This is a genomic window from Brevibacillus sp. RS1.1, assembly GCF_013284365.1.
Taxonomy (GTDB): Bacteria; Bacillota; Bacilli; order Brevibacillales; family Brevibacillaceae; genus Brevibacillus; species Brevibacillus brevis_D.
On the sequence record NZ_JABSVA010000003.1, the window covers coordinates 759,274 to 783,888 of the forward strand.

The 24,615-nt window shown below is 47.0% G+C and carries 27 protein-coding genes and 1 riboswitch; of the genes, 7 read left to right on the forward strand and 20 right to left on the reverse strand.

All coding sequences use genetic code 11. The features are described from left to right. Positions 1–54: 54 nt before the first annotated feature. Positions 55–156: riboswitch (SAM riboswitch) on the reverse strand. 213 nt (positions 157–369) lie between these two features. Continuing rightward, positions 370–477 carry a YjcZ family sporulation protein gene (locus HP570_RS14110; RefSeq protein ID WP_012685906.1) on the forward strand — a complete coding sequence of 36 codons (108 nt, stop codon included), beginning with the start codon at positions 370–372 and terminating at the stop codon, positions 475–477. 65 nt (positions 478–542) lie between these two features. Here the strand turns inward: HP570_RS14110 and HP570_RS14115 are convergent, their stop codons facing one another. Together HP570_RS14115 and HP570_RS14120 are read right to left on the reverse strand one after the other, a co-directional pair. Next, entirely contained in the window at positions 543–2,747 is a 2,205-nt protein-coding gene (locus tag HP570_RS14115; RefSeq protein ID WP_173626100.1) for a YcdB/YcdC domain-containing protein, read from the reverse strand. Continuing rightward, positions 2,738–3,310, reverse strand: coding sequence for a sigma-70 family RNA polymerase sigma factor (locus HP570_RS14120; protein ID WP_173626101.1), 573 nt, complete (start codon positions 3,308–3,310; stop codon positions 2,738–2,740). Before HP570_RS14120 ends, HP570_RS14115 begins: the two co-directional genes overlap by 10 nt. A gap of 198 nt (positions 3,311–3,508) precedes the next feature. On the opposite strand from HP570_RS14120, the gene HP570_RS14125 reads away from it, so the two are divergent. The 4 genes from HP570_RS14125 to HP570_RS14140 all read left to right on the forward strand — a co-directional run bounded on the left by HP570_RS14125 (position 3,509) and on the right by HP570_RS14140 (position 6,683). Continuing rightward, complete coding sequence (locus HP570_RS14125) at positions 3,509–3,997, forward strand: hypothetical protein (protein ID WP_173626102.1); 489 nt, start codon at positions 3,509–3,511, stop codon at positions 3,995–3,997. 154 nt (positions 3,998–4,151) lie between these two features. Next, on the forward strand, positions 4,152–4,406 hold the full coding sequence (locus HP570_RS14130; protein WP_173626103.1) for a hypothetical protein: 255 nt from the start codon (positions 4,152–4,154) through the stop codon (positions 4,404–4,406). A 65-nt stretch (positions 4,407–4,471) separates the two neighbouring features. Continuing rightward, positions 4,472–6,187, forward strand: a complete 1,716-nt coding sequence (gene argS, locus HP570_RS14135) for an arginine--tRNA ligase (protein WP_173626104.1) — start codon at positions 4,472–4,474, stop codon at positions 6,185–6,187. 124 nt (positions 6,188–6,311) lie between these two features. Beyond that, complete coding sequence (locus HP570_RS14140) at positions 6,312–6,683, forward strand: hypothetical protein (protein ID WP_173626105.1); 372 nt, start codon at positions 6,312–6,314, stop codon at positions 6,681–6,683. A gap of 74 nt (positions 6,684–6,757) precedes the next feature. Here the strand turns inward: HP570_RS14140 and HP570_RS14145 are convergent, their stop codons facing one another. From HP570_RS14145 to HP570_RS14170, 6 genes are read right to left on the reverse strand one after another with little or no spacing between them, the layout of a single operon-like run. After that, positions 6,758–7,939: a thiolase family protein gene (locus tag HP570_RS14145; RefSeq protein ID WP_173626106.1), complete on the reverse strand. Its 1,182-nt coding sequence runs from the start codon at positions 7,937–7,939 to the stop codon at positions 6,758–6,760. Between the two features lie 28 nt (positions 7,940–7,967). Continuing rightward, positions 7,968–8,708 carry an amino acid ABC transporter ATP-binding protein gene (locus tag HP570_RS14150; RefSeq protein WP_305852630.1) on the reverse strand — a complete coding sequence of 247 codons (741 nt, stop codon included), beginning with the start codon at positions 8,706–8,708 and terminating at the stop codon, positions 7,968–7,970. 17 nt (positions 8,709–8,725) lie between these two features. Continuing rightward, positions 8,726–9,391 carry an amino acid ABC transporter permease gene (locus tag HP570_RS14155; protein WP_012685897.1) on the reverse strand — a complete coding sequence of 222 codons (666 nt, stop codon included), beginning with the start codon at positions 9,389–9,391 and terminating at the stop codon, positions 8,726–8,728. 49 nt (positions 9,392–9,440) lie between these two features. Continuing rightward, entirely contained in the window at positions 9,441–10,259 is an 819-nt protein-coding gene (locus HP570_RS14160) for an ABC transporter substrate-binding protein (RefSeq protein ID WP_173626107.1), read from the reverse strand. A 44-nt stretch (positions 10,260–10,303) separates the two neighbouring features. Then, the gene (locus tag HP570_RS14165; protein ID WP_173626108.1) at positions 10,304–10,966 is read right to left on the reverse strand and encodes a 3-oxoacid CoA-transferase subunit B; all 663 of its coding nucleotides are present in this window, start codon (positions 10,964–10,966) and stop codon (positions 10,304–10,306) included. Next, positions 10,966–11,631: a CoA transferase subunit A gene (locus HP570_RS14170; protein WP_173626109.1), complete on the reverse strand. Its 666-nt coding sequence runs from the start codon at positions 11,629–11,631 to the stop codon at positions 10,966–10,968. Before HP570_RS14170 ends, HP570_RS14165 begins: the two co-directional genes overlap by 1 nt. A 280-nt stretch (positions 11,632–11,911) precedes the next feature. Between HP570_RS14170 and HP570_RS14175 the strand changes: the two genes are divergently transcribed. Beyond that, positions 11,912–13,333, forward strand: a complete 1,422-nt coding sequence (locus HP570_RS14175) for a sigma-54 interaction domain-containing protein (RefSeq protein WP_173604339.1) — start codon at positions 11,912–11,914, stop codon at positions 13,331–13,333. A 450-nt stretch (positions 13,334–13,783) separates the two neighbouring features. Here the strand turns inward: HP570_RS14175 and HP570_RS14180 are convergent, their stop codons facing one another. The 12 genes from HP570_RS14180 to HP570_RS14235 form a co-directional block, all read right to left on the reverse strand. Beyond that, positions 13,784–15,151 carry a D-serine ammonia-lyase gene (locus tag HP570_RS14180; RefSeq protein ID WP_173626110.1) on the reverse strand — a complete coding sequence of 456 codons (1,368 nt, stop codon included), beginning with the start codon at positions 15,149–15,151 and terminating at the stop codon, positions 13,784–13,786. Between the two features lie 22 nt (positions 15,152–15,173). After that, a complete protein-coding gene (locus HP570_RS14185; protein ID WP_016739792.1) occupies positions 15,174–15,488 on the reverse strand; it encodes a DMT family transporter in 315 nt (104 codons plus the stop codon). Beyond that, positions 15,488–15,829 (reverse strand): DMT family transporter, encoded by a 342-nt coding sequence (locus HP570_RS14190; protein ID WP_048032413.1) that lies wholly within the window; start codon positions 15,827–15,829, stop codon positions 15,488–15,490. The genes HP570_RS14185 and HP570_RS14190 overlap by 1 nt, the downstream gene beginning before the upstream one ends. 48 nt (positions 15,830–15,877) lie before the next feature. Then, the gene (locus HP570_RS14195) at positions 15,878–16,654 is read right to left on the reverse strand and encodes an HAD family hydrolase (protein ID WP_016739790.1); all 777 of its coding nucleotides are present in this window, start codon (positions 16,652–16,654) and stop codon (positions 15,878–15,880) included. Between the two features lie 15 nt (positions 16,655–16,669). Further along, complete coding sequence (locus HP570_RS14200) at positions 16,670–17,476, reverse strand: DeoR/GlpR family DNA-binding transcription regulator (protein ID WP_173626111.1); 807 nt, start codon at positions 17,474–17,476, stop codon at positions 16,670–16,672. A gap of 17 nt (positions 17,477–17,493) precedes the next feature. Next, on the reverse strand, positions 17,494–18,513 hold the full coding sequence (locus HP570_RS14205) for an ABC transporter ATP-binding protein (protein WP_173626112.1): 1,020 nt from the start codon (positions 18,511–18,513) through the stop codon (positions 17,494–17,496). After that, a complete protein-coding gene (locus tag HP570_RS14210; RefSeq protein ID WP_048032409.1) occupies positions 18,510–19,316 on the reverse strand; it encodes an ABC transporter permease in 807 nt (268 codons plus the stop codon). Before HP570_RS14210 ends, HP570_RS14205 begins: the two co-directional genes overlap by 4 nt. Further along, positions 19,313–20,155 (reverse strand): ABC transporter permease, encoded by an 843-nt coding sequence (locus HP570_RS14215; RefSeq protein ID WP_173626113.1) that lies wholly within the window; start codon positions 20,153–20,155, stop codon positions 19,313–19,315. The genes HP570_RS14210 and HP570_RS14215 overlap by 4 nt, the downstream gene beginning before the upstream one ends. A 73-nt stretch (positions 20,156–20,228) precedes the next feature. Beyond that, complete coding sequence (locus tag HP570_RS14220; protein ID WP_173626114.1) at positions 20,229–21,047, reverse strand: alkaline phosphatase family protein; 819 nt, start codon at positions 21,045–21,047, stop codon at positions 20,229–20,231. 11 nt (positions 21,048–21,058) lie between these two features. Continuing rightward, the gene (locus tag HP570_RS14225; protein ID WP_309139196.1) at positions 21,059–22,180 is read right to left on the reverse strand and encodes an ABC transporter substrate-binding protein; all 1,122 of its coding nucleotides are present in this window, start codon (positions 22,178–22,180) and stop codon (positions 21,059–21,061) included. Between the two features lie 354 nt (positions 22,181–22,534). Next, positions 22,535–22,936: a hypothetical protein gene (locus HP570_RS14230; protein ID WP_064199794.1), complete on the reverse strand. Its 402-nt coding sequence runs from the start codon at positions 22,934–22,936 to the stop codon at positions 22,535–22,537. 51 nt (positions 22,937–22,987) lie between these two features. Further along, on the reverse strand, positions 22,988–23,830 hold the full coding sequence (locus HP570_RS14235) for a deoxyribonuclease IV (protein ID WP_173626115.1): 843 nt from the start codon (positions 23,828–23,830) through the stop codon (positions 22,988–22,990). A 138-nt stretch (positions 23,831–23,968) separates the two neighbouring features. Here HP570_RS14235 and HP570_RS14240 point away from each other — a divergent pair, with 138 nt between their 5' ends. Continuing rightward, a complete protein-coding gene (locus tag HP570_RS14240; RefSeq protein WP_064199792.1) occupies positions 23,969–24,562 on the forward strand; it encodes a TetR/AcrR family transcriptional regulator in 594 nt (197 codons plus the stop codon). The last annotated feature ends 53 nt before the right edge of the window (positions 24,563–24,615 follow it).

Below are 24,615 nucleotides of genomic sequence, written 5' to 3' on the forward strand. Positions count from 1 at the left end.
CTCTTCTTTGAAAGAAGAGGATTTGTCAGCAGATAAGAAAACGCCTGAGACATCCTCTTATCTTTCAAAGCACGTAGCTTTGCTGGAATTGGCACCGGATTTTTACCGGTTGCCGAGGCTTCATCAGGCCAGTCCCTCTGCCTCTCTGGATAAGAGTCGTACACTTGTCATTTAGTTGGTTTGCGAAATGTCTTGAATGTTTGCAAGTATCTTAACACCCCCTTTGTCTCCCCGTCAATTGTGAATTGTCTATTTTTTACGGGGCCTCTCCTCTTACGCGCCCATTTTTGCCTAAGCTGGGCATCCGCCCAGTCCAATATCGGCATTCGTGTATAGACTGGAGTATAACGGAAAGGAGGGGAAACAAAGATGAGTACATCTTTCTGCGGTAACGGATTCTTCGGTGACTGCTTCGCAATCGTGCTCGTGCTGTTTATCCTGTTGGTTATTATCGGGTGTTCCTGTGACGAGTGTTAAATAAGTGTAAAAAAGGCTATCCCAAAGGCCATCAGGAATGGCTGCGGGATAGCCTTTTTTTCTTGTTATTTGGTGATGATCTTGCCTGTCACGGCATCCAGCGTAATGTATTTGAACGCCAGCTTTTCGTCACTCCACGGCACATACGCCAGCTTTGGTTGAGCTAATTTTTGCCCATCCACATCTCTCCTCAAATAGACCAGCTTTAAAGGCATGACGCGTAAATACGCCTCAACAGCCTTGTCTTTCGAGACGATCTCGTCGGATGCTGGAAGCTCCACCAACTCGTGCGTCTCTCTGTAGTTTTCGAACTTTGTCACTTTGCCAGAAGACGGATCGACTGTTACTGAATAAGCCGCTTTTTGCCCGCGATCCTGTACTGGAATGCCATCCTTGCTCATGAGATATCTGAATTCCCATTCGCCCGATGACACAGGATTCGCTTCGCCTGGCTGTATGACTTGCGCCAATTGCACTTCTTTTATGCCTGGATCAACGTATTTAGGCAGAAAGGCAAGTGCAGCCTCTTCCGCTTGCTCGCGTTTGACTGTCACTGCTGTATCGGATCGCGGTGATCCCAGCCCGACGACACTGCCTGTTTCTGCGAGAACTTCTACGCCGATATACTTGTCATTTTTATCATTCCAGACGTATTCCTTGCGTCCGTCACGGTTACTCTCTCTATAGGTCGAGTCATCCACTTGTATGCCGAATTCCGCTTGCAGCAACGCTTTTGCCTCTTCCTTGGAGCGAACCTTGACGTATTCCTTTGGAGATTCGATCGGATGTGCTTCCTTCGTATTCAACTGATCAAAAGCAAGCCCGTTATCTCCCGTTCCATACACCATCTTGCCATTGGTCGCGTCGATATACCACTCCTGACCATCTTCACGTCCTCTTTGCATGAAGGAAACAGCTGGTGTGTACTCCAGAATGGGCTGCCACATATCCCCTTGATTTGATTGTGGCTGTATTCTCGGATTCTGCACGTACCGAAGCTTCATATGCTCGCTCAGCTCTTTGATGGCTACCTCTTCTGACACAGCAGTCGATACATCCGGGTACTGCGACGGCTCAAATGATTCGAGCCCCTTATTGAAATATTCGAGGTGGCCAGAGTCGGTTGTTTCGATGCTTATTTCATCAGACAACACCGGCATCCCGTTATAGTATCTCAGGTACAATCCCGGATGGTTGGCGTCCAACAACCGATAGTTCTCGCTATCAGCCCCGAGCAGCTTGTTCAGGAACTGTCGCTCTTGCTCCAATGCTTTTGCTCCTTCTGCTCTTTTCTGACTCTTTGCTTCCTTTTCATCCTTAAACAGAAGCCTATAATGTTCCAATGCTTGACCATTGCCAGTGATCACAAGAGAAACTTCATGACCCTCTTTGTTCGTTTTCCCCAAAATGAATGACATGCCATCGTGGTTCTTTTCTTTATCCAAAAGAAGAAGGGATGGGCTCAAACCGGGCATGGCATCTGTCAGCTTGGTAAAAAAGGCTTGTTCGCTCTTGTTCAATCGCCCGAAAAACGCGACTTGCTCACGTTCGTCAATTCCAACCGACATTACGTCGAACGGAACGGGCTGGCCGTTTTCCATTCGTTGATAATTCACGCTCATCCATGGGCCTTTTACCATATACTCGTCGGTATAGATCTGAGTCTCGACGTGCTGATAGGACTGGCTTCCCTCCCCAAGGAAAGCTTGTAGAAATGCGTTTGCCGCATTCTCCGCAGTCTTGGCTGATGGCAATTTCCCTTCCTTCTGTTCTCCTCGATCACCATCAATTGTAAAGCTCTCAATTTGTCCTGTCTGTATATCATAAGCAACCTTGGCACGAGCATTATCGCCTTCCAATAACGTTAGATCACTGATTCCATAGCTTGTACGATCCACTCTTATTGTCATCTTGCTCAAGGCTGGAATCACTTTTTTCAATGGTAAGATGGCCTCTTCCGGCGACACCATTACACTGTTCTGATTTGCCTCTTTATTGTTTGTTTTCGTAGCAGTCGTTGCAATCGCATTCGTTACATTTTTGCCACTTGGCAACTGTGGAAACCAGCCTTGCTGGTGCATGCCCACAGCAGTAACCGCCAAGCAAGCTGCCAGCGAACCAGCCACGAAAATTCTGTTTCGATTCTTGTGTTTATTCTTTGCAATTGCACCTCTGATCCGTAATTCCATCTCTTTTGTAAACCTCACTTCCTCCACTGATTCCTCACTTGCGCTCCGTACTGCTTCACGCATTTGCTTATCTACGTCCATTCCAATCCCTCCTTTTCACACAATGCCTTAAAATGTTTTCGGGCCCGTGACAATTGGGTTCGTACGGCATCTTCTGAAATATCCAGCACTTGCGCCATCTCTCTTATCGACAAATCCTCATAGTAATGAAGTACCATGACTTTTCGGTACAGCGGCGAGAGCTTCATCACCTGCTCCGCTACTTGTACCTTGCTCATTCGTCCGATGACTGCCGATTCAACGTTTGCGGTGTCGACCTCTTCCGGGGGTGCTTCCTCTTTGGAGAGGTAGGTAGAAAAAATCTGGCGAAAGGACCACGAACGCAAATATTTACGGGACTCGTTGATCGCAATTCGGTAAAGCCACGTTTTCACGCTACTCTGATGGCGGAACTGATCCAGACCCCGATATGCCTTCAAGAACACTTCCTGGGTAATGTCTTCCGCGATTCCCCGATCCTTGACGATCAAGTAGGCGAGCTGCACGATGTTGTCTCCGTACTCGCCCATGAGTCTCGTCAGCTTCTCCTCGTTGGTCAATTGCAGCGTCCAGTCCGCTTCGCTACTTTTGGCACTTGCATTCACGTACTGTTCACCTCCTTATTACCTGTTGATATGTATTTGATCCAGCTGGCTTATTTTTGTGACAAGATTATCCAACTATTTTATCTATAATCCTTTTCCCTTCTTCCACTGCTGCACTCTGCTGCGTTGCTCTCATTGTCAGCGCACATTGCTTTTGCTATCATGAGGCTTATTGTAGAGCGAAAGGAACGAGATGACATGGATGACATGCAAGCACGTGAAAAAGACAAATTCCTCTCCTGTTTGGAGACCATAAAAGAACTATCCAAATCCGAATTTGAAACCTATTCCATCGTTAAGAATACCGAAACGGGAGAACATTATCTCCACTATTTTTTGTCCCACATTAACTTGTCCGAGGGAGGCAGAAGAGACGATTACGATCACTTCCTGCCGATTGAATCCGACGATATTTTAGCGATTATGTTTGGCGAACAGCCTTACCAGTTTCCGGAGAACTGGCGCTCCGCTTATTTGCGCAGTGGAAATGACAATCGATTGATCCCGTTCGATCCATCGGAAAATTACGATCTGGACGATGCGGCTGCTGCCGAGCTGGCCATGCTCGAAAAGCTGGAACAGTACAAAGAGCAAATGATGAACGCAGATAACCTCAGCCCGGAAGAAAGGGAAGAGCTGACCAAGCAATATTTCGCGGAATTAGATAAGATTTTAAAAAAACCTTGATCGAGACACCTTGCATCATGACGGACAAAACAGCTATAATTCTAGAGAAACAAACGAATCGTTGAAGAGGATAGTACTCCTTGTGTGAGGACGAAAGCGAGTCGGGGACGGTGTGAGCCCGATGCCAAACCATGTGAGGAAGCGCCCCTCGGAGATGCCGCCTGAACATCCTACGCCAGCCATTATGGGCAACGGATCGTGTAGGGCTATGCCGGGACTGCCCGTTACAGCAGGTCAAGCGGTTTTTGCCTTCCTGTGCGATGGAAGGGAAAAACAACAAGAGTGGCACCGCGGGAGTATAACCTCTCGTCTCTTTTTCACAGGAGACGTAGAGGTTTTTTTACTATATCAGAAAGTAAAAACTGCACTGACATGGCTTCCTGATATAGCGGAAAAAATTCCGCTATAACGCGGTCGCTCCTCCTGGGGAGGCCTCGATAGTGTTTTTCGTATTTACGAAAGGGGATTTATCAAATGAGCTACAAACACCAAGTCGCTGAAAAGATTGCCGCTGCGCTCTCCTCGATGGGCGTAGACACACTGACCAAAGAAGCCGTATACGGCATGCTGGAAACACCACCAAACCCTGCAATGGGCGATGTGGCCTTCCCTTGCTTTCAATTGGCAAAAGCATTGCGCAAAGCTCCACCGATGATCGCAGCAGAGCTGGCTGGACAGCTCTCCGATGCACCATTGCGCGAATCGCACGCAGTTGGTCCGTACGTGAACCTGTTCCTGGATCAAGAAAATGTGGCCGAGCAAGTTATCGGAACCATCCTTACCCAAGGCAGCACATACGGAAGCAGCCATGTCGGTGATGGACGCAAAGTACCAATCGACCTCTCCTCCCCGAATATTGCGAAGCCGTTTTCCATGGGGCACCTGCGCTCTACTGTAATCGGTAACGCGATTGCCAACATCATGGAAAAGCAAGGCTATGAGCCCGTTCGCATCAATCACTTGGGTGACTGGGGTACACAGTTCGGTAAACTGATCGTTGCGTACCGCCTCTGGGGTGATGAAGCAAAGGTAAAAGCAGAACCGATCAAGGAGCTGCTCAGCCTCTACGTTCGTTTCCACGAAGAAGTCGAGAACGATCCTACCCTAGAAGATCAAGGGCGTGAATGGTTCAAAAAGCTCGAGGATGGCGACGAAGAAGCTCAGCATCTGTGGAAATGGTTCCGTGATGAGTCCCTCAAGGAATTCATGAAGATTTACGACCTGATGAACGTAGCCTTCGACTCCACACACGGTGAAGCATTCTACAACGACAAAATGGATCGCGTTGTTACCTTGCTCGAGGAAAAAGGTCTCTTGACTGAATCCGATGGTGCAATGGTCGTGAACCTCGACGAATACAACATGCCGCCATGCCTGATCAAAAAATCTGACGGTGCTACCCTGTACGCAACGCGCGATTTGGCTGCAGCCCTCTTCCGCCACGAATCGTACGATTTTGCTAAAGCACTTTATGTCGTAGGAAACGAGCAACGCCTCCACTTCCAGCAGCTCTACAAAGTGTTGGAAAAAATGGGCTATGCGTGGTCCGCAAATATGCACCACATCCCATTCGGCATGATGCTCAAGGACGGCAAGAAAATGTCCACGCGTAAAGGGAAAGTTGTTCTCTTGGAAGAAGTGTTGGCACAAGCCATTTCTGATGTCCAAAAAGTCATCGAAGAGAAAAACCCTACGCTGTCCACAAAAGAAGAAGTGGCTCGTCAAGTCGGGGTAGGCGCAGTTATTTTCCATGACTTGAAAAACTTCCGCCTGAATGATGTCAACTTCTCATGGGAAGAGATGCTGACCTTCGAAGGGGAAACAGGACCATACGTGCAATACGCACACGCGCGTGCATGCTCGCTGTTGCGCAGAGGTGGCTACCAGCCAGCAACGAAGGTGAACCTGGCTTCCGGTGCACTCGACAGCAAAGAGGCTTGGGCGGTGATTACCCTCTTGAACGCATTCCCAGAGGTAATCGAACGTGCTGCCGATAACTTCGATCCGTCGCAAATCGGCAAGTATGTGATCGACCTGGCGCAAACATTCAACAAATTTTATGCGAATGTACGCATCCTAGCTGAGGAGGAAGATGTGACAGCATCCCGTCTCCAGCTCGTAGCAGCAGTCGTTGCTGTGCTGAAGGAAGGTCTGCGTCTGCTCGGTCTGGCTGCTCCAGAAGAAATGTAAGAAAGCATACGAAAAGCCGGTTGCTTCCTCTTGTGGGGATGCGCCGGCTTTTTTGATTGTCCCGTGTCATCATCATTCTTCTGTGAGATAATGGAACGATGGTAGATGAAAGAGGTGAGCAACGATGGGAAGAAGTGTACATTTCGGCAAGACGGATTTTACCTTGCGTCTCACTGGCTTGCAAACACTCTTAGCCTTGAAAAACACGATCACGCTCCCTTATCAATCGATCAAGCATGTCGAGGTCGGTTCTTTTGTTCCGCCAAAATGGATGTTACGCATGCCAGGGACGTCTTTTGGACCTTTGAACATTTATGAAGGAAGCTTTCAGCATCGAAATGAATGGTACTTCCTTTCTTTTGCCCAGACAGATTCGTTGTTGATCCTAGAAGTAGAGGGTCATGCCAAATATCAGCATGTCATTGTACAGCTGGAAAACCCAACAGAAGTAGCGGCTACCTTGCGGGAATACTTACGCGAACAAAAGGCCCCCTAATAAGCGATAAGCTCCCATGGCAAAAAGCCCCGATATTTCAACGTTCGGGGCTTTTTCATTTGCACATGTGAAGTTTACATGGTCAAATTTTCATAGATCATCGACATTCCCATGCCACCTGCCATGCACAGCGTCACCATGCCATACTTCTCGCGTCTGCGCATCATTTCGTTCATCAACGTCACTGTCAGTTTGGCTCCAGTTGCTCCCACAGGGTGACCCAAGGCAATCGCGCCTCCATTGACATTCACCTTACTCGAGTCCAGCTCCAAGCATTTGATCACAGACAAAGCCTGGGAGGCAAATGCCTCATTCAATTCGATGAGCCCAATGTCTTCGAGGTTCAAGCCCGCTTTCTCCAGTACTTTTTGCGTGGCGGGAACTGGCCCGATCCCCATCACGTCAGGTTCGACTCCTGCGCTGGCAAAAGCCTTTATTTTCACGAGTGGAGTCAAACCCGCTTCCTTTGCCTTTTCACGGGACATCATCAATACAGCGGCTGCGCCGTCATTCATCGGACACGCATTTCCGGCAGTGATCGTTCCCTCCTTTTGAAAAACACTTTTCAGCTTGGCGAGTTCTTCTAGCTTGATATCATGGCGTACGGACTCATCCTGCGCAAAAACACGTGTGCCTTTGCGATCCTTGATTTCAATCGGTACGATCTCACTCGCAAACGTGCCCGCCTCGATTGCTGCCGCTGCTCTTACGTGGCTCTCGTAGGCAAAACGATCCTGCTCTTCACGGGAAATACCGTACTGGACAGCCAGCCGTTCCGCGGTCATGCCCATATGCTCACCGGTCAGCGAGCAGATTAAACCATCGGACAAAAGAGCGTCCTCCATGGACAAATGGCCGAATTTGCTGCCCCAGCGGTTCTTCACGAGGTAGGGAACACTACTCATGGACTCCACTCCGCCCGCAATCACCACATCCTCTTGACCTGCTGCAATCGCTAGCGCACCGTTGCCAATTGCTTTCAAACCTGAACCACAGGCTTTGATCACGATGTGACCATAGACATTGCGGGGAAATCCCGCCAGCTGCGAGCTGATACGTGCAGCATTGAGTCCTCCCCCATGTACGTACCCATTGCCAAAAATCACTTCATTGACTTGTTCCTTCGGCAAATCAACCTTATTCATCAAGCCTTCCAATACTTGCCGCCCCAGCTCTGTTGCTGGTACGTCACGCAGGCTTTTTCCGAATGCACCCACAGCACTGCGCACACCCGCGACAATGACTACGTCTCTCATACTCCAGCTCCCTTTCGTTTTTACGCCATTACAATACTCGGTTCAAAAATTCTCTCGTGCGCTCTTCTTTCGGGTTGTTGAAAATTTCTTGGGGTCTAGCCATTTCGATGATCTTGCCTTGATTCATAAACGCCACCCAATCGGCCACTTCCTTGGCAAACCCCATTTCGTGCGTCACAATAATCATCGTCATTCCTTCTTGTGCGAGCTGCTTCATGGTCTCTAGCACTTCCCCTACCAGCTCTGGGTCAAGCGCTGAGGTTGGCTCGTCGAAGAGCATGATCTCAGGCTTCATCGCCAGCGAACGAGCAATGGCCACGCGTTGCTTTTGTCCACCGGAAAGGCTGGATGGGTAGGAATCCGCTTTTTCAGAAAGACCTACCTTTTGCAGCAGTCGGAGCGCTTCCTGCTTCGTTGCTTCCTTGTCCGCTTTCTTTGCAATCAGCGGTGCCTCCATGATGTTTTCCAGAACCGTTTTATGCGGGAACAGATTGAAGTGCTGGAACACCATGCCTACTTTTTGCCGTACTTTGGTCAAGTCATCCTTCTTCGGGTCGATGCTTTTTCCTTCGATATAAATCTCTCCGCCGTCCTTGATCTCCAGAAAATTAATGCATCGAATCAATGTGCTTTTCCCCGATCCACTGGCACCGATCAAGACGACGACCTCGCCCTTTCCGACTTGCAAGGTAACATCCTTGAGAACTTCCACTTTTCCAAAGCTTTTCTTCAAATTTTGCACGCGAATCATTTCTCTTTGCTTTTCCATCGTTTTTCCCCTCCGCTTTACGCCTCTCCTTTTGCCAAACGCTTCTCCATGATGTGGACCACAAACGTAAACGCCATGACAATAACCAGGTAATAGAGCGCCACAATCAAAAAGTACGTCATTTCATCAAAGGTTTCCGCAGACAAGCGGCGGGCCAGCGAGAACAACTCATCCATGGCAATGAAAGCGGCCAGAGACGATTCCTTCAAAGACAAAATAAACTGGTTGCCAAGCGGTGGAATCGATCTTTTCATCGCTTGCGGCAAAATGATCCGACGCATGGTCTGACGAGCGGACATGCCCAAAGACAGCCCTGCCTCCATTTGTCCTTTATCAATTGACTGAATAGAGCCCCGGAAAATCTCTGCGATATAGGCTCCACTGTGAATCGCCAAAGCGAGCGCTGCCGACCAAAATTGACCGAGGTCAATGACTTTGTAAAAGCCGAAATACAAGACGAAAATTTGCACGACCAACGGTGTACCGCGAATGATCATGATGTACGCATTGGCTATGAAACGTGCAACTGGAAGCTTGGATACCTTTAACAAGGCGACAAACAATCCGATAATCGAGCCTACGATAACAGAAGCGATCGTCAGCTGAAAGGTCAGCAGCAACGGCTTCCAAAAAAACGGCAATGTCCGGAAAAACTCTTCTGTCAGATGGGCAAAACTGGGCACTAGATGCCACCCCTCACTCGTAATGGAATTTACTTTTTATATCAGATCACTATTCTGCTTTACTGATGTCGCGGTTAAAGTACTTTTCGCTCAATTTGACGTAGGTTCCATCCTCCATCATTTGCTTGAGCACTTCGTTGATCTTGTTCAGCAATTCCGTATTTCCTTTGCGCACTGCGATTCCATGCTTGACCTCCGAGAGTGGCGACCCATTTTTCTTGAGCTTTAAGCCTTGGGCAATGGCAATTTCCCCAACGACGCTATCTGTAATCACGACATCGTGTTTTCCTTGCTCCAAGGCACGCAGAGCCGTTACATCGCTGTCATATGTTTTGATGTTATCCGTATACTCCCTCGCCATCTTTTCGTGTGTAGTGCCGAGTGCGACTGCCACTTCTTTGCCTTTTAAGCCTTCCAGCGTGCTAATCGTCCCATCCGGGCGAACGAACAGCTGACCACCGGACAAGTAGTACGGGTCTGCGAAATCAACCTGCTGCTTCCGCTCTTCTGTAATCGCATGGCTGGCAATCGCTGCATCGTAGCGTCCTTCCTTTACCCCTGCGATAATACCGGAAAAAGGCGACGTGACTGGCTTTGGCTCAAGCCCCAAACGCTTGGCGATCTCATTGCCGATCTCGACATCAAATCCGGTCAATTGACCATCCTTGAAGTAGCTGAATGGCTGATATTCACCGGAAGCCGCGTATACAAATACGCCTGCCTCTTTTGTCATCGATGATGCATTTCCAGCAGTAGCCCCACCCGCTTGACCTCCCGCACTGTTAGTAGATGCGCCTTGGCTACATCCGCTTACGAGTAGTGACAACGAAAATACGACCCCTGCGATTGATTTCCATGTTTTTTTCATCTGTTCCATCCCCCAATTCTTTCTGTTCACGCTTACATTTTTCATTACTCTACCATTTGTAAATTTTCTGAAATCATTAAAGGTGCTCCCGTATTCGTGATGACATTTTCCAAGGTGAACGGGTACATTACCTCTGTCAAAAGCAAGCCTCTTTGCGTGATCTCGATTACCGCCCGCTCCGTGATAATAAGATCGACGCAGCCCTTCGCCGTCAGCGGCAATGTGCACTCCCTGCGAATTTTAGGCTCTCCTGCCTGATTCACATGGCTCATGAGCACGATCACTTTCTTGGCGTAATAGGCCAGCTCCGCTCCTCCACCAATGCCATGAACACGTGAGCCCGGAACAATCCAGTTTGCCAAATCTCCTCGGCGATTCACCTGCAAAGCCCCGATAAACGCGGCATCCAGCTTTCTTCTTCGGATCATGCCATACGCGATGCTACTGTCGAAATACGATGCCCCCGGGACAACGGTAACAGGTGCTCCACCAGCGTTGGAAATGTGCTGGTCCTCTTCTCCCTTTAACGGCGTAGGTCCGACACCCAAGATTCCATTCACCGAGTGAAACATGACTTGCCATTCATTCGGGATAAAATCAGCGACGAGCTCAGGTATCCCGATCCCCAAGTTCACAGCCATTCCGGGAGCGACCTCTTTGGCCGCGCGCCACGCAACCATATTTCGCTGATCCATTTCCAACCCCATTAGCTGTTCCCTCCACCACGAACCACGATATAATCCACAAAAATGCCAGGCGTCACGATTATATCCGGGTCCAGCTCTCCTGCCGGGACGATCTCCTCTACCTCAGCGATCGTGATATCTGCGGCCATCGCTACTAGCGGATTCAGATTTCTTGCCGCCTTGTCATAAATAAGATTTCCGTAAGTATCTGCCTGTTTCGCATAGACGATCCCTACTTCCGCGGTCAGGGCGGCTTCAATCTGACAAGTTCTTCCGGCAAAAGCAAATGGCTCTGCTCCTTCCATTCGCTCTCCTCTCACATGCGCATCCACAACGATTCCCGGAATGCCAACACCTCCTGCCCGAATCTTTTCTGCGAAAATTCCTTGTGGACAAAATGTCACTTCCAGCATCCCGTCCATCATTTGTTGACCTGCCTCGGGATTGGAGCCAATATGTGTGGTTATTAGCCGCCTCACCCGTCCATGACTGATCAGCTTTCCGATTCCGATTTCCGGATACCCCGCATCAATTCCAATGAGTGTCAAGCTTTGCACGCCTTTGTGCAAGATCGCATCAATCATGTGTGCCGGGGAGCCAATCGTGCCGAATCCGCCATACATCAGCCGGGTGCCATCCTGAACATGCTCCACTGCCTGTTCGTGCGTCACCAGTTTTGATAACATCGCATGCATTTCCTTATCTCTTATTCTTGGATAAATCGCTTACGTCCCACTATGTAATAGCAACTCTTGTGCCAAGCCTCAAAACGGCAAGAAAACGCGATCAAGCAAAAAGCCATTCCGATTGACGAGTCGAAATAGACTCACTTTTGAATCGAAAAGGCAGGAAAAGTCTAACTTTTCGCTCGAATCGATTTCGACTCAACTAATTTTAAATTCGACTCACTATACACGATCAATATCATCTTGTACAATCAGTTGAAAAACCGGGGAGCTACTCAACATGGAAAAAGCTGCGGAGATACTAGCACTGTCTTCTGTTGATCGTTTAATTGACATCCTGAACACACTGGCAGATGGCATATTCATCGCTGATGCACAGGGAACTACTTTATGGTTAAACAACGCGAGTGAAAACCTGTGTGGTCTACCGAAAGCCGAACTCATCGGGCAAAACGTATCCGACCTCGAAGAAATGGGAATTTTCAGCCCTTCTGTCACCCGCTTGGTTTTGGAAACGGGAAAACCGACCACAACCATTCAGCTCGTCAATAACAAGGGGAAATTCCTAGTAACTGGACACATCATCCCGGATGAGGAGGGGAGACCAGAGCTGATCGTTTCCCACTCACGCGATATCACTGAGGCAGCCCGTGCGAGTTCACAGCTGGAAGAGACGGTCGCTTTGCTTAAGCGATACAGCGAAGAGATTCAGCACATGAAGTGGGAAGCAAGCCAGAGCTCCTCCCAAACCTTGATAGGAAACAGCCGTTCCTACCTCGCTCTGCTGGAATTAATGAAAAAAGCAGCCCCTGTCGACACGACCGTGTTTATTACAGGAGAAACAGGTGTAGGAAAAAGCTATCTTGCTGAGCAAATCCATCAGTTGAGTGAGCGAAGCAGCGGGCCGTTTGTCCACGTCAACTGTAGCGCTATTCCCGAAACCTTGATCGAATCAGAGCTGTTCGGCTACCACAAAGGGGCCTTTACGGGGGCGAGTCACTCGGGGAAAATCGGATTAGTGAAAATGGCGGACAAAGGGACGCTTTTCTTGGATGAAATCAGTGAACTTCCCTACCACTTGCAATCGAAATTATTGCTGCTTTTGCAAAACAAAACATTTATGCCGATCGGCGGCACGAAAACATACACGGCTGACATCCGCATCATAACAGCAACCAATGCCAACCTTCAGGAGCTTGTGCGATTGGGCAAATTCAGACACGATCTGTACTATCGTCTTAATATTTTGCCAATCAATGTTCCGCCATTACGGGAGAGAAAGGACGATATTTTCCCGTTACTCCATCACAACTTACAGCGATTCAATAGCAAGCATAACCAGAAACGGCGTTTTTCCCCGGAAGTGCTGGATGTCTTGCATCAATACGAGTGGCCTGGAAATGTGCGGGAGCTGGAAAATTTGGTAGAGCGGATCGTTATTACGTCCAAGCTGGATGAAATCCAAGTCAGTGATTTGCCGGAAGAACTGCGGAGTATTCGTGAGCTGGAGGAAGGGATTCTTTCACTCGGTTCTCTTTCTCTTACAGAGCGGATGGAGAAAATTGAGATGGAATTTATTCTGCAAGCATTGCGTACACACAAAACGACTCGCAAAACAGCAGCGGGCCTCGGTATAACCCAGTCGCTACTTATGCGGCGGATTAGAAAGTATGGGATTCAACTGGATTCTGAGGACGAGTGAGTCAACATAGTGGAGGAGAAGAAAAAGCGCAGTTCTCTTCGACTCTAACACGCCCGCATGGGGGATTGACTGTCCGTCTCCACTTCAAGAAGGGGACCGTCGAGCCCAAGCCACCCTACGGGCGGACGTATCTCAGGGAAGAAGTGTTCGACAACCGGGCCCCCTTTTTAAAGTTCCGACTGGGTAGGCGTTGTCAAGGTCTGCGAGTCCTGCGCTTTACTTCTTATACCAAGTATCTTATACTAGCACGCTAGGGAAATGTTATGAGCTTCATTGTACTGACTTAATCACTGTTATCGGAAGGAAAGTCTACACATTCGTAGCCGTCTTATAAAAATGCTGCAATATCCCGGGATATATTAAAATAGCTGTCGAGAATTTCCCGACAGCTGAATGACACAAGCGGAGTTTATCCTGTACAACCAGAATTACTGAGGCAAAATGAAAAGCTTACCTGCTGCCCTTTGATAAAAGCAGCCCTTTCTCGTAATATTCTTTCATTATTTCTGGCGGTACCATACTTCCACCAGTAGCCCAAATAATATGTGTACTTTGATTCATTTTCGAATCCAGATGATTCGTTGCGAGAAATTGTTTGCCTGCTTCGGTTCCAATCAGATTGACGGGACCCAGCATTCCTGCCAAGGCAGACGGTTCAAGCTTTATGTTTTCGATATCAGTCAGCGCTTGCAATAGTACATGCAACGAATCGTCATCAATAGTATATATTCCGCTGAGTAAGGACTCAATGGTCTTGCCGACAAAGCGTGAAGGTCTGCCTACTGCAAGCCCATCCGCCTCTGTTCGATTATCTATGCAGAAGTCCTGCACACAGACCTGGTTATGCAATCCAGTTAATAAACCTAGCAACATGCATGGGGAATGGGTAGGTTCAGCAAAGAAGGGATATACATGATCCTTGTACAATAATTTTAATCCAAACGTGATGCCTCCTGGGCCCCCGCCTACACCACAGGGGAGATATACGAACAATGGATGGTCCTCATCAACAATGACCCCTAACTCATCCAATTGTTTGTGTAATCTTCCGGCTGCGACGGCGTACCCTAAAAAAAGATGTTTTGAATTCTCATCGTCAATAAAATAGCAGGTTGGATCTTCTTCCGCCTGTTTTCTTCCTTCTTCTACTGCTTTGCTATAGTCCGACATATATTCAATAACCGTTACGCCTTTGCTTCTAAGCAAGTCTTTTTTCCACTGTTTTGCGTCGGCTGACATATGAACGGTCACGTTAAATCCCATTCTGGCACCCATAATGCCTATGCTTAACCCCAAGTTCCCGGTAGAGCCTACAGCAATGGAATACTGAGAAAAAATTTGCCTAAACCTTTCCGAGTCGATCATCTCATAGGAATCATCCATCGTAAGCATGTTATGTGCAAATGCCAGGGCTTCAGCGTGTTTCAGCACTTCATAAATTCCGCCCCGGGCTTTAATTGATCCTGAGACGGGGAGATGGCTGTCACACTTCAAAAATAATCTCCCTGGGATCTCTTGCTTGTAACGTTCCGCCATGTATCTTTTCATATTGGGAATAGGCATAATGGGTGATTCTATGATTCCGTTTGTCCCTTTTGTTTCCGGAAATACCTTCGCGAGATACGGCGCGAATCTCAACAATCTCTCCTCTGCATCCTTTATGTCCTCTGCTCCCAAAGAACAGGGCTCTCCCTTTTGTAATCCATTATCTGGATTTGACCAGAAAACCTTTTTGGTTGAAATGATATCTTCCAACAGAGGATGCTCGGCAATCCAGTGATTGATCGTTTTTCCTGCGATCAGCTTACCTGCTCTCATATACTTCTCTCCTTCCGACATGTCAGGATACGATCTTTAAACCGACTGCTGCAAATAAAATCATACTCATGCAGATCATTCGACGCCAATCTCTTGATTCCCCGTATCCTACCATGCATACAATTGTACTTCCTGCTGTCCCTATTCCAGTCCAGATTGCGTACGCGGTCCCCATCGGAATGGTTTTCATGGCAAGGGAAAGGAGTAAAAAACTTAACGTAAAACCACTAACCAACACAATCTTTGCCCTCCAGCCACCACCTACGTTTACATGATGAATACTTGTTACGCTAACCACTTCACATACACCAGCCAAGAGTAGATATACCCATCCCATTATGCGGCTTCTCCTTTTGTATCCATGTCTTTGGTGATTACCTTTAAGCCGACGATCCCTGCTAACAGAATGAGAATCAAAAGCAATTTTATCCACTTGAACGGCTCTCCGAAAATAAGTATTTCTATCAATACTGTTCCCATTGTTCCAATACCAGTAAAGACTGCATAAACCGTCCCCAGCGGCAATTGTTTGGAAGCACGGATCAAAAAAGCAAAACTGAGGAAGATCGCTACAATCGTACCTAGCCACATCCACCCGTTCGATGAATGTTTCAATCCAATTACCCATAACACTTCAAAAAAACCAGCGACAAGAATGTATACCCAATTTCCATTCATACGTTCATCTCCCCAGCGACAGCTCCTAAAAAACAACATCACTCGCATTTAGCGAATGATGCTGTTTTCCCATATCAAGCATCCATCTTCTCGAACGATGTCTCCAACGGAGTGCAACAGGATATCGGCCAATTCTTCCAATTCACTTGTTCCGCTTACACCGGAGAGCACTCCAACTGCAAGACCAGCCGTCCCATTTCGGGCAAGCAGAAGATCTACTACCGTATCCCCGACCACAGCTACTTCAGTCGTATCCAACTGATGTTTTTCACAGAATGCATGAAGCATGCATGGATCTGGCTTTTTATCATAGTGATCCGATGTTCCAATGAATTCAAAATAATCATGAATTCCCAGGCTTTTCAAACCGTAAACAGTTGATTCCCAATCATCTGCCGTTGCGATCCCTACCTTCATTCCCAGGGACTGGAGCTGTGCAAACAGTTTTTTCAAATCAGCAGTTGGCTGTATTTGAGCAGCGCTTGATTTGGTCAGTTCATATAGTTTTTCGGGAACCCAGGACTCCAATTGTTTCAGTCGGTCCGCCCTCACATGTTTATCCTGAAGCAATTCAGAAAAGGCTTCATAAATGTCACGGGATGTACCGCTGGCGAGAATTCCCTTTGGATCTACCTGAGTCTCCCTTAATCCAATCACTTTCAACAGTTCTTGTTCCAACTGGCGATCATCTGATAATCCCAAATCATCAAGCAATTGAGTAACCAGTTGTCTGGCTACTGGAACAAAGAAAGCATGAAAATCCAGTAACGTACCATCCTTGTCAAAAAGGATTCCTTTAATCTGACCCAATTCTAATGCACCCAACCTTTCTGCCTCTCTTTACGATGCCGCGGAATTACCTTCTTGTTCGTTTCCTGCTGTTATCCATTCAATGCTGTCTATTTGCTTTTTCCATGCTACAGGCATATCCTGATCACAGACAATCACATCAACCCCATGTATTGGTGAAACCTTGCAAAAGGCTTCCATTCCGAGCTTGGAATGATCTACGAGAATGACAGCCTCCTTCGCTACTTCGATCATCTTCCTGGAAATTGCAGACTCTTCGAGAGCGTACTCTGTAATTCCATTCAAAGAGATTCCACCCGGAGAAATGAAGGCTTTGTTTACATGAAACACCTCTAACGTTTTCTCGCAAATGGTCCCTGCACTTGAGTGCTGTTCCACGTTTAACGCTCCTCCCAATAGGATGACATTCCCGTGGAAAACTCCTTGGTACAACGAATCCAATAAGACATTAGCTGTGGGGAGTGAATTCGTTAAAATGTTGAGGTTCGTCAGGCCGCGAATCGCATGCGCCAGTTCCACGATCGTGGTGCCTCCACCAAGTACGATCGTATCTCCATTTTGGATCAATTGTACCGCACGTTTTGCGACTTGCTGTTTGGACTCGATCATAAGACTTTGCCTTTGCACAAAAGGAGGCTCTCCAAGTTCAAAATTGCTTTTGACTGCCCCACCATGCACGCGTTTTAATAAACCATCCTTCTCCAGAAGATCAAGGTCTCGACGAATTGTCTCCATGGAAACATTAAACAATCGAGCCAATGCAGATGCGTTCACCTTTCCGGTAGCTTGCAACTGATCGAGAATGTTTTTTTTTCGTTCTACTGCCTGAATCGACATCGGGACTCACCTTTCTGTTAAAGTAATATGCACTCTTTTTCCGGTATCCAGGCTTGAACCTGCATGCCTACTGTTAAGGAGGAGGTTTGAGGCACGTTCAGTTCGTCAGCATGTATCAAGCAATCATTCGCCTGAATTTCATAACGACGTACGTTTCCTTTGATGGTTACACTCATGACAGATCCGTTTACCCAATAACCTGATGTTTTCATCTTGGAAGGAATACTGCTGTCAAATAATCCGATTACTTCGGGCCTAACAGCATAGGTTCCTGCTTGAAGCGACTCCCCCGTTAATCGATAAATGTCTGCGTGAGTTAATACGTTATAGCTACCGATAAAGCGGGCAACAAATTCGTTTTTGGGCGACGCATAAATATGCTCCGGTACCCCACTCTGTACAACCTCACCCTGGTCCATCACAAAGATCCGATCTGAAATGGTCATCGCTTCTTCTTGGTCATGCGTTACAAAGATCATCGTCATTTGTAAATTATTCTGAATGTTTCTGAGTTCCATTTGCAGGCTTTTGCGGATTTTTGCGTCCAGTGCGCTGAGCGGTTCATCCAGCAACAATATATCTGGTTCTGTCACGATCGCTCTCGCAAGCGCTACACGCTGTTGCTGTCCTCCGGAAAGTTCGTGGGGATAGGCTTTTTCTTTTTCTGACAGATGAATCAGCTCAATTACCTGACGCACTTTTCTTTCTGTTTGGATCTTGTCCATCTTTTGCATTTTCAATCCAAAGGCGATATTATCAAATACCGTCATATTGGGAAACAATGCATACGATTGAAATACCATCCCGACATTCCGCTTTTGGGGAGATAGGTTGGTAATGTTCGTACCATTGACTGTGATCGTTCCGCTGTCTGCTGTTTCCAATCCGGCAATGCAACGGAGCAATGTACTCTTTCCGCATCCGCTCGGACCAAGCAATGTGATGAATTCACCCTTTTCAATCTGAAGGGAGACCTGCTGAAGCACGCTGGTGCCAGCATAATTTTTTTCAACCCTTTCAATCTGTACATAACTCATGACACCTTCTCCTTTGTCTTTCCATTTTGAAGTCTTGAGCCCAGCTTCAACATCACCAGCGAACTGATCAGAACGATCACAAAATACGTTATCACAACCGCACTGGACAAATGCCCATTTTCTTTAAGACGTTTCATTAGATAGATTTGGATCGTTTCAAAGTGCCCGCCTACGAGAATGTTAGCCAAGACAAATTCTCCGAACAAAATCGAAAGAGATAACAGAGACGAAACAAGAATTCCTGGAATAATGTTAGGCACTATCACTTTAAGGAAAGCTATCCATTTACTTGCTCCCAATATCTCTGCGGCTTCGATCAGCCTCTTGACATCAATCGTTCTCAAGCTGTTTCGAATCCCCTGATACATGTATGGAAGAATCAACACATAATAAGCTCCAACGATGATCCATACCGTTCCCGTCAGGACAATCGGCTTGCTGGAATACATTTTGATCAGTCCCACAGCAGCTACCACACCTGGAATGGCATACGGAAGCATCACTAGCGCCTGGATAAAACGTTCCCATTTTGGAAAATAGACGGTGATCGTAAAAACAGCCATCACCATGGTAATCATGCTGACGAATAGAGCCAGGATACAGATCAGCAAGGTTCTTCCCATCGCCAGGATAAAGCGCTGATCGGAAAACAGCTCTTGGTACCATGAGAGCGTAAAATCTGAAGGCAAGATCGTATTCGCCCACGTATTGGATATCGAGTACAAAAATGTTGCGGCCAAAGGCAGGAAAAGATACATCCCTACCACGAAGATGACAAGATAGTGGATTGATCCTTTTCTCATTGCAAATCTCTCCTAACCCGACGCATCATTCGTTCGTTAAACCACATCGCTCCAATCATCATCAAGCCCAAGATGACAGCCAACGCGCTTCCCAAATGGGGCTGGCTGATAGCATCTCCGCTTACCAAAGCACCGATGCGTATCGGCACGATATTATAACTGCCCCCTACTAACGCAAATGCGGTTGCATACGCCCCCATGGCATTAGCAAAGAGGATACTAAACGTACCAACAAGTCCTGGAAAAATCACTGGAAGTCCGATATGCCACCAAAATTGCAATGGAGAGGCTCCCAAGAGAGCGGCGGATTCACGCCAGGATTTTTGGATGCCGGAATATGTCGGGTAGAGCATCAGTATCGCTAATGGTATTTGGAAATAGACGTACACCGCTACGAGTCCACTCCAGCTATATAAATCAAAGGAAGAGAGTATATTCCAACCTAGTTCCTTGGATAACAAGGTAAATACCCCGCTGCTTCCAAGTAAAATGATGTAAGCAAAGGCAAGTGGAATTCCTGAAAAATTAGAAGTCATATTAGAGAATGTAATCATGATCGTTTGAATCTTTTTTGGCATTTGCGTAATGGAATAAGAGGCGACCAGGGCAATTACAATCCCAATCAGACTGGAATACAAGGATATCTGCAAACTATTAAGTATTCCTTTAAAATAATAGGGATTTGTCAAAGCTGTTACATAATGAACCCAGCTGTATGCATTATCAGACTGAAAGCTGTCGAGGATCATTCCGGTGAGAGGCACGATTTCAAACGCAATGACCAGCACGGCAAAAGGCAGCAGTACAAGCACGGAGAACCACGTTATCTTCTGTTTCATTTGGACAACTCCTAGCTTTAATTGAGGAAGACCATTCCCTTCTAGCAATGGTCTTCCTGTGATTGGTTCAGATTTAAACGATCATTCCTGAAAAATCATAATTGATCATCACTTCGGACTTAGAGATTCCAAGCAACTGGCAAATAAATGGCGCCATTGCAAGCTGCGGGATCACCTGCTCATGATAGCCCGGCTTCACTCGTTCACCGATGATAAACAAAGGAACATCCCTCTCATCATTACCGGTACCACCGTGATCCCCATCCGTATTCATCCCGTGGTCTGCCGTAATGACGATGTGATATCCTTCCTGCGACCACAGAGGGATCAACTCGGCTAAATGGCTGTCCATTTTAATAGCAGATTTTCGATACTGTTTCGAATCTGATCCGTACAGGTGTCCTGCATTGTCAACCCCCATGGTATGGATATAGAGAAAGTGAGGGTCATGTTTTCTGCGCAGCGCTTCAGCGTCCAACAGAAGATGAGAATCCGGATAGAAATCGTCGTAATAAAACGAACCATATTGAATGCCCTTCGACTCATCCGCCTGGTGGCGATCAACAAATTTGTCAAATGGAGCCCGGTTGTAAAGCTCGCTTACCCAATAAAAAGCGGTTGCTGCATTGCGCATCCCAAATTCTTTTGTCAAATGAAACAGGCTCTTTTGGGTAGACAGTCGAACCGTGTCATTACTTGTGATCCCATTAACAGATGATGGGGTACCAGTCAACAGCACCTCATAAAGAGGTCTCGACATACTTGGCAGTTCGGACTTTACTTTGTACGATGCGGCTTTATTCAGTTCAACCAGATGGTTTAAATAGCCCATTTGGGAAGTGGCAACTTTATACTGCAAGCCGTCAATCACGACCATAATCACTTTGTTCATGTCAAATCCTCCTAGTGTACGTTGACTAATACTTGTTCTTGCCACATTTGAGGAAGCCGTTTTGCTGTTTCTGCCCAGACTTTGTAGTCATTGATCGGCTTCGCATTTTGATACTGCTCGGATGGAATCATTTTTTTCATTACATCTTCCGGCAACTTTACATTTGCTCGTATTGGTCGAGCATAGCCTTTGGCCAAATTGATTTGACCTTCATCACTCAAAATGTACTCACGGGCAAGCATCGCTGCGTGCGGATGCGGCGCATATTTATTGATAATAGTCGTATAACCGCTGACAACGCTGCCCTCTTTTAGAATCGATACTTCGTAACGGTTTGGATCGATTTTGTCCCGGTACCCCAAAGCCGAAAAATCCCACAAAAGTGCAACTGGCACTTCACCCTTCTCCAGGTTAGTTGGTTTTACATCCATCGATGCTAACCGGCCTTGCTTCGCCAACTCCGCAAAAAAGTCCAAACCTGGTTGGATATTTCCTTCATTTCCGCCGCGTGCCATGGCGGCTGCCAAAACGGTCATTTGTGCCTGATTCGATACTGCAACATCGTCCATAACTACTTTATAGTCGCCTTTTAGCAGATCATCCCATGATGTAGGTGGGTTATTGACAAGCTTCTTGTCTGTGAGAACCGCGATCGTTCCCTGATAAGCAACTGTCCAGTGTCCCTGATCGTCTTTTGCCCAATCAGGAATGTCGTTCCAATAGGATGTTTTGTATGGAATTGTTACCCCTTTTGCGACTGCGACAGGGCCAAATGAGATGCCGACATCCCCAATATCCGCTGTTGGATTATCCTTCTCAGCTTCAAATTTTGCGATTTCTTCTGCACTAGACATATCTGTATCGATGTGCTGCAACCCATATTTCTTGTCAAGATCAGTCCAAGTATCCTTCCAGTTGGCCCACCCGTCTGGCATTCCCAAACTCACAACTTTTCCTTCTTTTTTCGCCAGATTGGTGATCTCTTCGAGCGACAGTTCTTTTCTTGTGTGCTCCGCTGTTGCATCTGATGCCGTATTTGGGGTGGCAGTATTTTGTTGACCTCCACATCCCGTAATGGTAATTGTCATTAAACCCATTGCCAGTACTGTTTTCAGAGCCGTTATTCTTATCACTTCGTTCCCCTCCAATTTGCGATTCGTGTGCGTTTGATTGCGATTTGCTACATGTATAATATAAAATCGCAATATTAAACACATATGAATTTATCTTGTTTAAAAGATTAATTTCATGTAAATGGAGGATGCAAAAATAAGAAAACCCGGAGCGAATGCGCAGCGACAATAAAGTTTTAGACTGAATAATAGAGTATTGAACCGGATAATAAAGAGAGTTTAGTCACATCGGGAATTTAAAATGATTTATTTAGCGATAGTCGAAAACAGCCAAAGAGGTTCCCTAAAACTTATAAATTCTTATCTGTATAAAAAAAAGAGCGCTATCTCGCAGCGCTCCTTTTCTTTCTTGGATTACTCCTCAATCTTCTTTGCTTTTTTGCCAAACCATGTATTTGCTACCAGCTCGACTACTTGCTTCGGCAAAGATTGTGGTGCTTGTATTTCTGATCCAGCCTTGTCCACTGTGCGGTACAGCAAAGCTTTGTCATCTGCTGGGTCAGACATGGTTTGCAGTGTCCATTCACCGATTTGTCCGGCGTTTGTCCACTCCTCGATCATCAGCTGATATTCCCCTGGAGCCAGCTCGATGTAATCCTCGTCTGTCACATCCACAATCGCATATCCATCATGCTCGATTTCAGCATCGTATGTATTTCCGTTCGCCGTTTCGTACAGAGCGAGCTCCTCTGGGTTATTCAAGTTTTCTGTCAGATGAGTAAAATCCGCAATCGTCACCTTAATACGCTTTTTCATTGGTACCCCTCCCGTGTTGAACACATCATTTCACACTCTACCATAACATGGTCAGCCCTGCCAATTGTCTATGAGTAGACGAACATGTTTGATTTCTTCACCATTGCCCCCTTCTGAGCCTCTCGCCGTTTCCAAAACGATGGGAAGTCCTTGCAATTCGGGTGTTTGCAAAAAAGTGGCAATGGCTGCATCACCGATCATCCCTTTTCCGATAGAGGCATGCCGGTCTCGAAAGGAACCACTCGGATAAACAGAATCGTTTAGATGAACGGCCCGCAAGCTCGTAAAATAATCAAGCTCTCGCATCCGATCGGCTACTTCTCCCCAATCATTCCCTTTCCACAATCCGCTGGCAAATGCATGACACGTATCCAAACAAAATCCTACCTTCTGTGGCTCAGCAAACAATTGTCGAACCTGCGTAAGCTCTTCGAGTGTCGTGCCCATGCCGTTGCCTTGTCCGGCATTGTTTTCGATTAACAGCTGGGCTTTCCCATTCCAGCCATCCAGTATTTGATTGACCATCTGGATCATGATTTTGTAACCGGCAAGGACATCAGCACCTTTATACTGGCCAAAGTGAACGACCACGCCCAACGCTCCACAAGCTTCGGCAATTTCAAGGTCATTTCGCACGGAGCCCACTGTGACGGCGAATAGTTCCTGCTCCTCGACGCAAAGATTCACCGGGTATGGCGTATGAGCAATCGACAGCATGCCGTTTTGCTGACAAAAAGCACGACAACGCTCTGCATCCCGGGCATCGAATGGCTTGACGCCTAAGCTACGCGGGTTTTTCGGGAAAAATTGAAAGGATGACGCACCTTCTTTGTATGCCGTTCTCGCCGCCTCCCCGTACCCATGACGAATACTGACATGACAACCGACTTGCAAGATAATCCCTCCTCTTACTCGCTTCTTCTCATTTTTCCCTCTGTCCTTTTTCTCAATCGAGCACTTGCGCTTCCCTTTCAGATCGAATAAACTAAAAATAAACCGAACGTTCAGTCTAGATTAAGGAGCATTTCAATCATGTCAAAGCGCCGTCTCGATGGGGAGAAAACCAAACAACATATCGTAGAGAAAGCCACCGAGTTATTTTCTCAGAAAGGCTATTCAGCCACTTCCATTGAGGACATTTGCCAAGCAACTGGAGCGAGTAAGGGCAGCCTCTATTACCACTTCAAAAACAAGGAGCAGTTGTTCCTGCATTTGCTTGAAAAGCAGTACAACGAATGGGTAGATCTATGGCAGGAAAAAGAAAAAGAATTCGAGACATCCATCGATAAACTGTACGGCTTAGCTGCTTTTTTCTTGGAGGACTTTTTGTCCCACCCTCTAAAAAAAGCAGGCGAAGAGTTCTCCGGCAGCCAGCTCGCCGATCCAGCCATTTTGGAACAAGTGCTGGAAATGCTCAGCTCCTCGTATACCCTCTATACCTCAATCTTCCAAGAAGGAATCAATCGAGGCGATTTTGCCCCATGCGATCCTGAAGAAATGGCGATGATACTGGAAGGGCTTATGAACGGAATCATTAATGTAGGTTATCAGATGGATGACGAGCGTCTTCATGCTCTGCTGAAGAGGAGCATTGACGTTTTGCTGCATGGCATTGTTGCCAAGTAGCATTTTTTTCAACCTTAATTAGACCGGACGTTCGGTATAACTTTTCGGGAGTG

Excerpts from the sequence above, each read along its gene's own strand:
- HP570_RS14110 (WP_012685906.1), top strand. The coding sequence starts at position 370 with ATGAGTACATCTTTCTGCGGTAACGGATTCTTCGGTGACTGCTTCGCA.
- HP570_RS14115 (WP_173626100.1), bottom strand. The coding sequence starts at position 2,747 with ATGGACGTAGATAAGCAAATGCGTGAAGCAGTACGGAGCGCAAGTGAG.
- HP570_RS14125 (WP_173626102.1), top strand. The coding sequence starts at position 3,509 with ATGGATGACATGCAAGCACGTGAAAAAGACAAATTCCTCTCCTGTTTG.
- HP570_RS14130 (WP_173626103.1), top strand. The coding sequence starts at position 4,152 with ATGCCGCCTGAACATCCTACGCCAGCCATTATGGGCAACGGATCGTGT.
- argS (WP_173626104.1), top strand. The coding sequence starts at position 4,472 with ATGAGCTACAAACACCAAGTCGCTGAAAAGATTGCCGCTGCGCTCTCC.
- HP570_RS14140 (WP_173626105.1), top strand. The coding sequence starts at position 6,312 with ATGGGAAGAAGTGTACATTTCGGCAAGACGGATTTTACCTTGCGTCTC.
- HP570_RS14145 (WP_173626106.1), bottom strand. The coding sequence starts at position 7,939 with ATGAGAGACGTAGTCATTGTCGCGGGTGTGCGCAGTGCTGTGGGTGCA.
- HP570_RS14150 (WP_305852630.1), bottom strand. The coding sequence starts at position 8,708 with ATGGAAAAGCAAAGAGAAATGATTCGCGTGCAAAATTTGAAGAAAAGC.
- HP570_RS14160 (WP_173626107.1), bottom strand. The coding sequence starts at position 10,259 with ATGAAAAAAACATGGAAATCAATCGCAGGGGTCGTATTTTCGTTGTCA.
- HP570_RS14165 (WP_173626108.1), bottom strand. The coding sequence starts at position 10,966 with ATGGGGTTGGAAATGGATCAGCGAAATATGGTTGCGTGGCGCGCGGCC.
- HP570_RS14170 (WP_173626109.1), bottom strand. The coding sequence starts at position 11,631 with ATGTTATCAAAACTGGTGACGCACGAACAGGCAGTGGAGCATGTTCAG.
- HP570_RS14175 (WP_173604339.1), top strand. The coding sequence starts at position 11,912 with ATGGAAAAAGCTGCGGAGATACTAGCACTGTCTTCTGTTGATCGTTTA.
- HP570_RS14180 (WP_173626110.1), bottom strand. The coding sequence starts at position 15,151 with ATGAGAGCAGGTAAGCTGATCGCAGGAAAAACGATCAATCACTGGATT.
- HP570_RS14185 (WP_016739792.1), bottom strand. The coding sequence starts at position 15,488 with ATGGGATGGGTATATCTACTCTTGGCTGGTGTATGTGAAGTGGTTAGC.
- HP570_RS14190 (WP_048032413.1), bottom strand. The coding sequence starts at position 15,829 with ATGAATGGAAATTGGGTATACATTCTTGTCGCTGGTTTTTTTGAAGTG.
- HP570_RS14200 (WP_173626111.1), bottom strand. The coding sequence starts at position 17,476 with ATGTCGATTCAGGCAGTAGAACGAAAAAAAAACATTCTCGATCAGTTG.
- HP570_RS14205 (WP_173626112.1), bottom strand. The coding sequence starts at position 18,513 with ATGAGTTATGTACAGATTGAAAGGGTTGAAAAAAATTATGCTGGCACC.
- HP570_RS14210 (WP_048032409.1), bottom strand. The coding sequence starts at position 19,316 with ATGAGAAAAGGATCAATCCACTATCTTGTCATCTTCGTGGTAGGGATG.
- HP570_RS14215 (WP_173626113.1), bottom strand. The coding sequence starts at position 20,155 with ATGAAACAGAAGATAACGTGGTTCTCCGTGCTTGTACTGCTGCCTTTT.
- HP570_RS14220 (WP_173626114.1), bottom strand. The coding sequence starts at position 21,047 with ATGAACAAAGTGATTATGGTCGTGATTGACGGCTTGCAGTATAAAGTT.
- HP570_RS14230 (WP_064199794.1), bottom strand. The coding sequence starts at position 22,936 with ATGAAAAAGCGTATTAAGGTGACGATTGCGGATTTTACTCATCTGACA.
- HP570_RS14240 (WP_064199792.1), top strand. The coding sequence starts at position 23,969 with ATGTCAAAGCGCCGTCTCGATGGGGAGAAAACCAAACAACATATCGTA.